The following is an 11562-nucleotide window of genomic DNA, read 5'->3' as shown; positions in this document are numbered from 1 at the left end:
TTTTCTTTTTCAGGGAATCACCATGAGTGCAAAAGCGGCAACGTTAGAGGGCCGGATTCGTCAGCACTGGGATCAACTCTCCAGCCACGAGCAGCGACTTGCCGATGTGCTACTCGCCGCACCAGGCCAGTTAGCCATGAACACCGCCACCGAACTGGCACACAGCGCGGGCGTGTCCAAAGCCACCACCACGCGCTTCTTCCGCCATCTCGGCTATGAAAGTTATGAAGCCGCACGTCGCCAGGCGCGTGACATGCAAAGCAGCGGTTCACCGCTCTATCTGCAACCGGCACCCAGCGCGTCGCCGCTGGCGAGCATCATGCAGCAGCATCTGGAAAGAGAGATCGCCAACCTGGTCAACAGCTATCGCACGCTGGACAGCGAACAGCTGCAGCAGGCGGTCAGCGCCATCAGCCAGGCGCGACGCGTGGTGGTCATGGGTTGGCGCCACAGCCAAACCATCGCGCATCTGATCTATCGTGACCTGATCCATATTCACTCCGATGTGCGTCTGCTGCCGCGTCCCGGCGATTCGCTGGCGGAACATGTAGCGGCGTTGACTGCCGAGGATGTGGTGATCTGCGTCGGTCTGCGTCGGCGCATGCCCGCGCTGGAGGCGGCGATGAACGCGCTGGCCGAGCGCAACGTGCCGATGTTGTATATCGCCGACGTGCTCTCCGGCAAACCGGCGCGCCATGCGCGGTGGGTAATCCGCTGTCACACCGACAGCAGCCTGATTTTCGACAGCACCGCCGCGCTCTCTGGCGTGTGTAATCTGCTCTGTTCACTGGTGGCCCGGCAAATGGGTAAAGCCAGCAACGATCATCTCGCGCAAATCGAAGCGCTGCACCAATCCCTCGATGAACTGGAATAATGCGCCTTGCTGGCGCATTGTGCGCCAGAAAAATCACCAAAACGGTGCAATTCTGTCCAGTGCCCACCCATCCAATTATCCCCGTCTTACCGTGTGTGAAATAACAGAAACTAAAAATAAAAATTAAGAAACAAATGTTTCCATTTGATTTTATTCAATAAAAGATGGTTTTTATCAGGTCTCCCTGCATGGTAGTGAAAAAGCTGGCACAAAATATGCTCATTAGAAAATGACATTTCACCAACACCAGGGAAACACCATAATGAAAAAAACAGCACTGCTGATTGCCGCACTTCTCTCCGTCGGCACCATGGCGCAGGCACAAGCCGATACGCTGGCCGACATCAAAAGCAGCGGCAAAATCACCGTCGGTATCGATCCAACCTTTCCTCCCTACGAATACACCGATGACAAAGGTGAGATCACCGGTTACAGCGTGGCGATCATGCAATCCTTTGCCAACGATCTCGGTGTGAAACTGGAGTTTCAGAAAACCGCCTTCAGCGGCATTCTGCCGGGCCTGATTTCGGGCTCTTTCAATGCCGAAGGTTCATCCCTCAACGTCACGGCGGAACGCGCGAAAAAAGTGCTGTTTACCGTGCCGTACAGCAAAACCGTCAACGGCGTGCTGGTGCGTGAAGCCGAGGCGAAATCCTTCAGCGGCAAAACCCTGAGTCCGGAAAGCTTGTCGGGTCTGCGCGGTGCGGTGAAAACCGCCAGCGTGCCAGAGCAGCTGTTGAAGGGCTTCAACGAACAGTTGAAGAAGGAGGGTAAAAAACCGATCACCATCATCAATGTCGATTCACTCGATCAAACCGTCAGCACCTTGATGACCAAACGCGCCGACTTCGTTTATGACGACATCTCGGTACTGGCGCCGGTAGCAAAAAAATATGCCGGCAAAGTGGCGCAGGTGGGCGAAGTCGGCCCGTCGCAGTGGATGGGTTGGGCGACTCGCAAAGAAGATGGCAGCCTGAACAAAGCCATTAGCGACCACATCCTCGCGATGCAGAAAGATGGCGAACTGACCAAACTGCAACAGCAGTATCTCGGCACTACCTTTACCGTGCCCGCCAGCGACTTCATTCCGCAGGAGTAATTATGTGCCAGTCCAACCTGACGGTGCCTGCCGGCTTTGGCAAAACCTTCCGCGTGCGCAAGGGCCAGTTTATTACCGTGATTGACAGCGAAGGGCAGCAGGCGGCCGATTTTGTCGCGGTGAATGCCGATGACCTGAACGAGAAGCTGTCGCCGGTGCACACGCGCCAACAGCTGCGCTCGCTGTTCTTTAAGCCGGGCGACGCGTTGTGGTCGAGTGAAAACCGCCCGATGCTGCGCATTCTTGCCGACAGCATCGGCATCCACGACGCCAACGTACCGGCCTGCGATCGCACCCGTTTCAGCATCGATTTCGGTGTCGAAGGGCATCGCAACTGCGTCGATAACCTGCTGGAGGGGATGAAGGCGTTTGGCGTCACCTACTTCTCGCTGCCGGAACCGTTCAACCTATTTCAGAACGGCCCGGTCACCGCCGATGGTCGCATGGAAGTGACCGATCCCAACAGCAAAGCGGGCGATAGCATCACCTTTGAAGCGCTGTGCGATCTGATCTGCGCGGTCTCATCCTGCCCGCAGGACATTATTCCCGGCAACGGCCTGCAGGTGACGCCAATCGACATCGTGGTCAGCGACCATTTTCACGCTCAGGAGATGAATCATGCTGTTAATGCGTGAAAGTTATGAAGAAACCGCCGTGCGCACGCTGGCTGAACCGGTGCAGGTTGCAGCGGGCAGCATCGGTTCGATTAGCGTGCTGCGCGGTCAGTTGCTGCGCATCACCGCTCAGGGCGACGGCGCGGTGGCTTCGCTGTTTGGCTTTAGCCTGGCCGATCCCGCCGTGTGGCTGTCGGTGCACCACACGCGGGTGTTTAGCAACAGCTACCTGCTCGGTTCCGGCATGCGTCTGGTGAACAACCGTCGTCGTCCGATGATGGTGCTGGGCAAAGACAGCGTGAAGCGTCACGACCTGCTGTTGCCGGCCTCCACCACGGCGTTTCTCGCTGAGCGCGGTTATCCGGGCGAAGGTTGCCTCGATGCGCTGCGCGGCGAGCTGGCGCGTCTGGGCATGGTGGTGCCGAAGCTGCCGGATCCCATCAACCTGTTTATGCACGTCAAGCTGACGCGTGAAGGCGAGATTCTGCCGGAAACCAACCTGACCCAAGCTGGCGACAGCATTACCTGTCGCGTGGTGATGGACACGCAGTTCATCGTCTCCGCCTGCAACACCGGCATTGAGGGCAACGATCGTCCCGCGCCGCTGCTGGTGTCGGTGGCGGAAAACCTGCACGACTTTAACGCGGAGTAACGCATGGGGCTGGATCAACAGGTAGTGGCCGCGCTGCCGGAACTCGGACACGGCCTGCTGATGACGCTGGTGCTCACCGTGCTGGCGTCATTAGTCAGCGTGGTGATGGGGCAGCTCGGCTGCTTCCTGCAGCTGCGTCGAGCCTGGATCTGGCGCGCCATCGGGCGTTGCTATGTCAGCGTGATGCGCGGAACGCCAGCGATTGTGCAGCTGTTTGTGGTGTTTTTCACCTTGCCGCGGCTGGGATTGGGCGGTCAGCCGATGCTGGCGGCGGTGATTGCCATTGGCCTCAACAGCGGCGCGTACGTGGCGGAAATCCTGCGCGTGAATCGCAGCCTGGTGACGCGCGGACAGCTGGAAGCGTCGCGCACGCTGGGTCTGAGCCGCCTGCTGACGTGGTGGTACGTCATCAATCCCCAAGTGATGCGCGCCAGTCTGCCGATGCTGGTGAATGAATTCACCATTCTGCTGAAAACCACGCCGCTGGCGTCGGTGGTGGCGCTCACTGAACTGACCTACGCCGGACAGATCGTCATCGCCCGCACCTACGAAGCCACGCAGGTGCTGCTGCTGGTGGCGGCCGGTTATCTGCTGATCGCCATGCCGTTAATTGCGGCGGCGCGTCGTTTAGAAGCGAAGCGGAGGTTGGCGTAATGGATTGGCAGGCAATTATCACCTCTTTGCCGTCACTCGGTGACGGCCTGCTCGCCACCTTGCAGCTTTGTCTGGTGGCGGCGCTCTGCTCGCTACTGTGGGGCGCGCTATTGGCCGTGCTGCTGATGCGTGCCTCGCGGTTCTGGCTGCGTTTGCTCAATCTTTACAGCGGCTTAACCCTCGCGCTGCCGCTGCTGGTGGTGATTTATCTGCTCTATTTTGTGTTGCCGGAATATGACATCACGCTGTCGTCGCCGGTGGTGGGCGTGCTGGCATTGACGCTCTACTACGCGCCTTACATTGCGCAGGTGATCCGCTCGGCGATTGATGCGCTGCCGCAAGGGCAGTGGGAAGCGTGCCGCGTGTTGGGCCTGAGCCGCAGCGAACAACTGCGTGACGTGGTGCTGCCGCAAACGCTGCCGCAGATGTTGTCGCCGCTGGTCGGGCTGATGATCGGGTTGATTAAAGACTCCGCGCTGCTGTCGATTGTCTCGGTGCAGGAGTTTATGTACGCCGCCAAACAGGCGATTTCGGATACCTACGCGCCGCTGGAGATCTATCTCACGGTGGCGCTCTGTTACTGGCTGCTCAACAGCATTATCGACTGGCTGGCGCGCGGCCTTGAATCTCGCATGACGCGCTATCGTCGTGCCATGCAGCATTAATCAGGAGAACAACATGTCGGCTGAATTTCAGCATCGTGAAGCGATGACCATCCCGGCGCGCTACGGCAAAGCGGTGCGCCTGAAGAGAGGTGAAGCGGTGCAGGTGATTAACCTGCACGGCACGCAGGTGGTGGATTGCTGGGCGTACAACGCTGAGGATGTGAGTGAATATATGTGTATGGAGGCGACGCGCGTGTGGAATCAGCGTCTCAATCCCAAAGTGGGCGACAGCTTTATCACCAGCCAGCGCCATCCGATTTTGACGCTGGTGGCGGATACCTCGCCAGGCGTGCACGACACCTTTATGGCGGCCTGCGATGCGCGTCGTTATGAGCTGCTCGGCTGCACCGAACCGCATCGCAACTGCCATGACAATCTGTTTGAAGGCATGCGTGAACTGGGCGTGACGCTGCCGCATGGCAATCTGGCCTCGTTTAATATCTTTATGAATATTCAGGTGCAGCCGGATGGCATCACGCTGAAGACGCTGCCGGTGGTGACGAAGCCGGGTGACTATATTGTGCTGCGCGCCGAGATGGACTGTTTTGTGGCGTTTTCCGCCTGTCCGCAGGATATCGTCAGCATTCAGGGGCAGGGCGACAACACCCCGCGCGATGCCGAACTGCGTATCCTGACCAGCGGTTTCCCGCAGGTGCAGGTGCAGGGGGCGTGGGTTCCGGCTTGACTGTGCACGCTGTCCCCCATCCCGGCCTTCCCCCATGAATGGGGGAAGGAGACGCTGCCACATGCAGCTTCAGAACTATCATATTGCAGCATCTTCCTCCCCCATTTATGGGGGAGGACCGAGGAGGGGGACAGCAATCACCGACCGAGGAGGGGGACAGCCAGCACCGACCGAGGAGGGGGACAGCCAGCACGATCTAAGACTTCACCACCCCATCCAGCCACGCCTGAAACCGTGCGTACGGCACATACAGCGCCACATTCTTAAACAGCGTTTTGCCGCTTTTATTGTCATCAATCTGGCTGCTGTAACCGACAATCACCCCCGCCAGCGTATCATCGCTGGCGTTATACACCGCGCCGCCGGACATACCTTTCACCACGCCGGCATTGGCCGCCACCACCACACAGCTGGCTTTGTTCCAGTCATTCGCCAGCGTGGTATTGATCAGATTCTTGCCGCTTGACGCTACCGGCATCGCGGAAATAAAGCTGTAGCCATACAGATTCACGTCGTCGCCGATATGGCTATTGCGGAACGGCGGCGGCAAATTGGCTTCGCTGTTTTTATGGTACACCACAGCGATATCGCATTCGGGATGCCAGGCTTTCACCCGATAGAGTGAATACTTCGCCACGTGGGCCGCCGTCAGGCTGTATTCGGGCGTGAGAGGAATGGTGGTGCCAAGCGCACCAATGCCCAGCACCGTTGGAATGCCGGTGACGGTCATATCGACGCGTTTTGCTGCTTCTTTGCTGTATTCGTAATGCCCAACAGAGCAGCCGCTTAGGCAGCCAACCGTTAGCGCGATGAGCCATCGCATACGCTTTCCCCTCGATTTTTGACACCCCATAACCGGGCAATCCATTGAGGTATCGGCAGTGCACGTCCATCTTTTACTGTTTGATTTTGCGTCAAAAGCTGACTCACTGTGATAACGATCACATCCTTTTCAAGCGTAGCGCGGAAACCTCCATCTGTCTCAATGGTTAGTCAGTGACATTTTCGCGCGCAGGGATTATTGCTGCGGGCGCAAAATAGTCTTGCGGCGCGCAGGGTGGTTGGCATGGAAGGGCTATGCTTTAATAACAATGTGACGCAGTTCAAATTTTAATAAGCGTCTGTTGTTACCGTACTGCGTTCGCAGTGCGGCCCGCCTGCAAAAAATTATTGGGAGAGTGTGTTATGCCTGTTGCATTACTGGCGCTGGCGCTGAGTGCGTTCGCCATCGGCACTACGGAATTCGTCATTATGGGATTGCTGCCCGAGGTGGCTGGCGATCTGCAAGTGACCATTCCTTCTGCGGGATGGCTGATCAGCGGCTATGCGCTGGGCGTCGCTATTGGCGCGCCGATCATGGCGTTGCTGACCGCCAAACTGCCGCGTAAACGTACTCTGATTCTGCTGATGATCATCTTCATCATCGGTAACGTGCTCTGTGCATTGGCCTACACCTACAACCTGCTGATGCTGGCGCGTGTGGTGACGGCGCTGTGTCACGGTGCGTTCTTCGGCATCGGTGCAGTGGTGGCGGCGAGCCTGGTCGCTCCAGGTAAACAAGCTTCTGCCGTGGCGCTGATGTTCACCGGTTTGACGCTGGCCAACGTGCTCGGCGTGCCGCTCGGCACCTGGTTTGGTCAGATGTTTGGCTGGCGCGCCACCTTCTGGGGCGTGGCGATCATCGGCATCTTCGCCTTTATCGCGCTGATGGTGAGCCTGCCGACCAACAAAGAAGAGAAGCCGGTGCATCTGGCGAGTGAAATCAGCGCGCTGGCCAACGGCAAACTGTGGCTGTCGCTGCTGATGACGGTATTCTTTGCGGCGGCGATGTTTGCGCTGTTTAGCTACATTGCCCCGCTGCTGTTGCAGGTGACCGGTATCTCGGATCGAGGTGTTAGCTGGACGCTGTTCCTGATTGGCGCGGGTCTGACCGTCGGCAACATCCTCGGCGGCAAGCTGGCCGACTGGAAAGTGTCGTTCAGCCTGATCCTCAGCTTTGTGCTGATTGCAGTGTTCTCGCTGCTGTTCAGCTGGACCAGCCATGCGCTGTGGCTGGCGGAAATCACGCTGTTCCTGTGGGCGATGGCGACCTTCGCCACCGTGCCGGGCTTGCAGATTAACGTGGTGCGCCACGGCAAAGATGCACCCAATCTGGTCTCCACGCTGAATATCTCCGCCTTTAACGTCGGCAATGCGCTCGGCGCGTGGGTCGGTGGCGCGGTGATCGAGAAAGGTTATGGCCTGACGTCGGTGCCGGTTGCCGCTGCTGCGCTCGCCGCGGTCGGACTGGTGATCTGCCTGATCACCTTCCGCAAATCGGGCGGGCAGGGCGAAGCGGTCAACGCTTAAGCCAGCCGCTCGGCAATACGTTGTGGAAACGCCGCCACGTGCCGTTGCAGGTGGTCGCAGAAGTGATCGACCAGCGCCGAAGCCGGTCGATGCTGCGGCCGCACCAGGCTAACGGTGAAGGGCACAGCAATACTGAAGCGACGCATCACCACACCGCTGTCGGCGTAATCCAGCGCCGTCAGCGGATTCACAATTGAAATCCCCACGCCCGCGCGCACCATCGCGCACACTGAAGCCGCACTGTGCGTCTCCAGCACCAGACGACGCTCCACATTCTGCTCATGAAACAGCGAATCCAGCAGCTGGCGATAGCTATCGCTGCGCGACAGGCTGACGTAGTTTTCACCGTGGAAATCCTGCGGCATCAGCACCTCGCGCTGACACAGCGGATGCTGTGGCGGCAGCACGCACACTTCGTCACAGGTCAGCAGCGGCAAGCGTTCGGTGCCCGCCGGTGCGTGTTGGGTTTCGGTCAGGCCGAGATCGTAACGCTGTGCCGACAGCCACTCTTCCAGCAGCGGCGACTCCTGCGGAATGATATTCAGGCTAACCTGCGGATAGCGCTGAAGAAAGGGCTGTAGCAGCGGCGGCAACAGCGACTGCGAAAACACGGGCAGGCAGGCGATCGACAATTCACCCTGACGAAACTGACGCAACCCTTCGGCGGCATCCATGATGCGATCCAGTCCGTACCACGAGCGCTGCACCTCTTCGTACAGCCGCAAGCCTTGCACCGTGGGCTGCAGGCGGCCGCGCACCCGTTCGAACAGCTGCAGGCCGAGCTGCTGCTCGAGGCGCGCCAGTTCGCGGCTCACCGTGGGCTGCGAAGTATGCAGCAGCGTCGCCGCCTGCGTCAGGTTGCCGCTGGTCATCACCGCGTGAAAAATTTCGATATGTCGCCAGTTAATTTTTGCCATTGTCTCCTCCAGATAACCCATATCATATTTGTATAGACGTCGCTAAAACAGATATTTTTCTGAATTGATGCGCTGTGGCTAAATAGCACCGATGACACAGGAGAATTGACATGCCACGCCCACTCAACAACACCGAAACCGCGTTAACTGCCGCCAACTTACTGCCGCTGGCGCAGCGTTATGCCGGCCCATTCTGGGCTTACGATGCGGCGATTATTCAGCAGCGCATTGCGCAGCTCGGCGCCTTCGACGTGGTGCGTTTTGCGCAGAAAGCCTGCTCCAACATTCACATTTTGCGTCTGATGCGTGCGGCGGGCGTCAAAGTCGATTCGGTATCGCTGGGTGAAATCGAGCGTGCCATTGCCGCTGGTTATCAGCCGGGCGGCGAAGATATCGTCTTCACCGCCGATGTGTTTGATCAGCCAACCCTGACGCGTATCGCCGAGCTGAAAGTGCCGGTCAATGCCGGTTCGGTGGATATGCTGCATCAACTGGGCGAGCTGTCGCCGGGCCACGCGGTGTGGCTGCGCATCAATCCGGGTTTTGGTCACGGTCACAGCCAGAAAACCAACACCGGCGGTGAGAACAGTAAACACGGCATCTGGCACAGCGATCTGCCGCTGGCGCTGGCGGCGATTCAGCAGCACGGCCTGCGTCTGGTCGGCCTGCATATGCACATCGGTTCCGGCGTGGATTATGGCCATCTGCAGCAGGTGTGTGACGCGATGGTCGATCAGGTGGTGGCATTTGGGCAGGATTTGGAAGCGATTTCTGCCGGTGGCGGTTTGTCGATTCCGTATCGTTTTGACGAAGAAGCCATTGATACCCAGCACTATTACGGCTTGTGGAACGGCGCGCGTGAGCGTATCGCTGCGCACCTCGATCATGCGGTGAAACTGGAGATTGAGCCAGGCCGCTTCCTGGTTGCTGAATCGGGCGTGCTGGTGTCACAGGTTCGCGCGGTAAAAGAGATGGGCAGCCGTCACTTTGTGCTGGTCGATGCCGGTTTCAGCGATTTGATGCGTCCGTCAATGTACGGCAGCTATCACCACATTTCTCTGCTGCCGGTCGATGGCCGCGCGCTGGGCGACGCCACCGTGGAGAGCGTAGTGGCCGGTCCGCTGTGTGAATCGGGCGACGTGTTCACGCAGTTGGAAGGTGGCAAAGTAGAAACCCGTGCGCTGCCTGTGGCGCAGGTCGGCGATTATCTGGTGTTCCACGATACCGGCGCATACGGCGCGTCGATGTCGTCGAACTACAACAGCCGTCCACTGATTCCGGAAGTGCTGTTCGAGAATGGCGCGGCGCGTGAAATTCGTCGTGCGCAGACCATTCAGGAGCTGCTGGCGCTGGAGCTGATTTGATGAAGATCGTTGCGCTCAGCGAGGTGCCGCATCACGCCACGCAGATCACCGACTGGCTGTGGCAGGCGTTTGGTGACGGTACGTCGCGTGAGTTTTACCACAGCATTGTGCGCAGCAGCCTCAACGGCGCCGACTTTCCGGTGACCTTCGTGGCGCTTGACGGCGACATACCGCTCGGTACGGTGGGATTCTGGCGCTGCGATTTGATCAGCCGTCAGGATCTCACGCCGTGGGTGGCGGCGCTGTTTGTTGAGGAGTCCGCGCGCGGCAAGGGATTGAGCAAAGCGCTGCAGCAGCATGTGATCGATTTCGCGCAGCAGCGCGGTCATGACAAGCTGTGGTTATGGTCCACCTTTGGCGGCTATTACGAACGTTTTGGCTGGCAGTATCAATGCGACGCGCTGGATTTCCCGGATGTGCGGGTGAAGGTGTATTCGCGGGATTTGTGATGGGTGCGCGTTGTCCCTCATCCCAGCCTTCTCCTGCAAGCGGGAGAAGGAGCCGCCCGAGCAAGCTGTAAATCCGAGGTCCACTCCACCTAATCATTCCCTCTCCCGCTTGCGGGAGAGGGTTAGGGTGAGGGAAAGCGCGCACCAGGATTTAACCCGGCCCACTCACCGAATGCCGTCTTACCAGCGTGGGGCTAAACATATTGGTCACTTCCGGCATCTCGCTGCCATTGGCTAACGCCAGCGCCAGTTGCGCCGCCTGTTGCGCCATCGTGACAATCGGATAACGCACCGTCGTCAAACGCGGGCGCACATAGCGCGACACCAGCACATCATCGAAGCCAATCAGCGACATCTCTTCCGGCACGCGAATGCCGTTATCACTCAGCACCGCCAGCGCACCGGCGGCCATCGAATCGTTGTAACAGGCCACCGCCGTGAACTGCTTGCCGCGTCCCATCAATTCGGTCATCGCCTGCTCGCCGCCCACTTCGTCCGGTTCGCCCCACGCCACCAAACGGTCATTACACGGCAAACCGTGCTCTTTCAGCGCGTCGTAATAGCCTTGCAGACGATCTTCGGCATCGGAAATGGTGTGCGTGGAGCAGATAAAGGCGATTTGCGTATGGCCTTGCTGAATCAGATGACGCGTTGCCAGCCAGGCGCCGTAGCGGTCATCCAGCGCGATGCAGCGATGTTCAAAGCCTTTCAGCAGGCGATTCAGCAGCACCATGCCCGGCACCTGCTTCATCAGCATCTCTAAATCGTCGTCGGGGATTTTCTTGGCGTGCACCACTAAGGCGGCGCAGCGATGGCGCATCAGTTGCTCAATCGCCTGACGCTCTTTTTGCTCATTGTGGTAACCGTTACCAATCAGCAAAAAGTTGCCGGTCTGGCCCGCAACTTCATCCACCGCTTTGACCATCGCGCCAAAAAACGGATCGGAAACATCGCCCACCACTAAACCCAGGGTTTCGGTGGATTGCTGCGCCAGGGCGCGTGCGTTGGCGTTCGGGTGATACTGCAACTGCTCCATTGCCGCCGTAACGGCGAGGCGAGAACTCTCGCTGGCTTTGGGCGAATTATTGATGACGCGGGAGACGGTCGCAACCGACACCCCAGCCATTCGGGCAACATCCTTAATGGTAGCCATGCGATTATCGACATCCGGGAAAACGTTTACACATGCCACCAGTGTTACGGAAAACCCACCCTGTAGCAACCCGGCAGAATGCCAGCG

13 protein-coding genes are annotated in these 11562 nt (G+C 58.6%); 10 read left to right on the top strand and 3 right to left on the bottom strand.

The annotated features are described in order from the left end of the window. Window positions 1-22: 22 nt before the first annotated feature. From P6287_RS15615 to P6287_RS15585, 7 genes are all read left to right on the top strand, one after another. The gene (locus P6287_RS15615) at window positions 23-874 is read left to right on the top strand and encodes a MurR/RpiR family transcriptional regulator (RefSeq protein WP_277974043.1); all 852 of its coding nucleotides are present in this window, start codon (window positions 23-25) and stop codon (window positions 872-874) included. Window positions 875-1136: 262 nt separating this feature from the next. Next, complete coding sequence (locus tag P6287_RS15610) at window positions 1137-1973, top strand: transporter substrate-binding domain-containing protein (protein WP_277974042.1); 837 nt, start codon at window positions 1137-1139, stop codon at window positions 1971-1973. 2 nt (window positions 1974-1975) lie between these two features. Continuing rightward, on the top strand, window positions 1976-2608 hold the full coding sequence (locus P6287_RS15605; protein WP_101762022.1) for an urea carboxylase-associated family protein: 633 nt from the start codon (window positions 1976-1978) through the stop codon (window positions 2606-2608). Beyond that, window positions 2592-3239 (top strand): urea carboxylase-associated family protein, encoded by a 648-nt coding sequence (locus P6287_RS15600; RefSeq protein WP_277974041.1) that lies wholly within the window; start codon window positions 2592-2594, stop codon window positions 3237-3239. Before P6287_RS15605 ends, P6287_RS15600 begins: the two co-directional genes overlap by 17 nt. Window positions 3240-3242: 3 nt before the next feature. After that, window positions 3243-3893, top strand: a complete 651-nt coding sequence (locus P6287_RS15595; protein WP_192412037.1) for an amino acid ABC transporter permease — start codon at window positions 3243-3245, stop codon at window positions 3891-3893. Continuing rightward, complete coding sequence (locus tag P6287_RS15590; RefSeq protein WP_101761970.1) at window positions 3893-4558, top strand: amino acid ABC transporter permease; 666 nt, start codon at window positions 3893-3895, stop codon at window positions 4556-4558. Before P6287_RS15595 ends, P6287_RS15590 begins: the two co-directional genes overlap by 1 nt. 13 nt (window positions 4559-4571) lie before the next feature. Beyond that, complete coding sequence (locus P6287_RS15585; protein ID WP_277974040.1) at window positions 4572-5243, top strand: urea carboxylase-associated family protein; 672 nt, start codon at window positions 4572-4574, stop codon at window positions 5241-5243. Window positions 5244-5439: 196 nt separating this feature from the next. On the opposite strand, the gene P6287_RS15580 is transcribed toward P6287_RS15585, so the two are convergent. Further along, on the bottom strand, window positions 5440-6066 hold the full coding sequence (locus P6287_RS15580; RefSeq protein WP_101761972.1) for a hypothetical protein: 627 nt from the start codon (window positions 6064-6066) through the stop codon (window positions 5440-5442). A gap of 362 nt (window positions 6067-6428) precedes the next feature. Between P6287_RS15580 and P6287_RS15575 the strand changes: the two genes are divergently transcribed. Continuing rightward, window positions 6429-7592, top strand: coding sequence for an MFS transporter (locus P6287_RS15575; RefSeq protein ID WP_277974039.1), 1164 nt, complete (start codon window positions 6429-6431; stop codon window positions 7590-7592). On the opposite strand, the gene P6287_RS15570 is transcribed toward P6287_RS15575, so the two are convergent. Further along, window positions 7589-8509: a LysR family transcriptional regulator gene (locus tag P6287_RS15570; protein WP_277974038.1), complete on the bottom strand. Its 921-nt coding sequence runs from the start codon at window positions 8507-8509 to the stop codon at window positions 7589-7591. The two genes, P6287_RS15575 and P6287_RS15570, sit on opposite strands and share 4 nt — an antisense overlap. Window positions 8510-8619: 110 nt before the next feature. Here P6287_RS15570 and lysA point away from each other — a divergent pair, with 110 nt between their 5' ends. After that, window positions 8620-9873 (top strand): diaminopimelate decarboxylase, encoded by a 1254-nt coding sequence (lysA, locus tag P6287_RS15565; RefSeq protein ID WP_277974037.1) that lies wholly within the window; start codon window positions 8620-8622, stop codon window positions 9871-9873. Continuing rightward, window positions 9873-10322, top strand: coding sequence for a GNAT family N-acetyltransferase (locus P6287_RS15560; protein WP_277974036.1), 450 nt, complete (start codon window positions 9873-9875; stop codon window positions 10320-10322). Before lysA ends, P6287_RS15560 begins: the two co-directional genes overlap by 1 nt. A gap of 151 nt (window positions 10323-10473) precedes the next feature. Here P6287_RS15560 and galR read toward each other — a convergent pair whose 3' ends face one another. Next, entirely contained in the window at window positions 10474-11475 is a 1002-nt protein-coding gene (galR, locus tag P6287_RS15555; RefSeq protein WP_036649453.1) for an HTH-type transcriptional regulator GalR, read from the bottom strand. Window positions 11476-11562 lie beyond the last annotated feature (87 nt).

Origin of the sequence: Pantoea sp. X85 (assembly GCF_029623675.1) — a bacterium.
In the GTDB taxonomy this organism is placed as follows: domain Bacteria; phylum Pseudomonadota; class Gammaproteobacteria; order Enterobacterales; family Enterobacteriaceae; genus Pantoea; species Pantoea leporis.
Note: the sequence above shows the minus strand (reverse complement) of the source record. Positions and strands in the feature narration are given on the sequence as shown.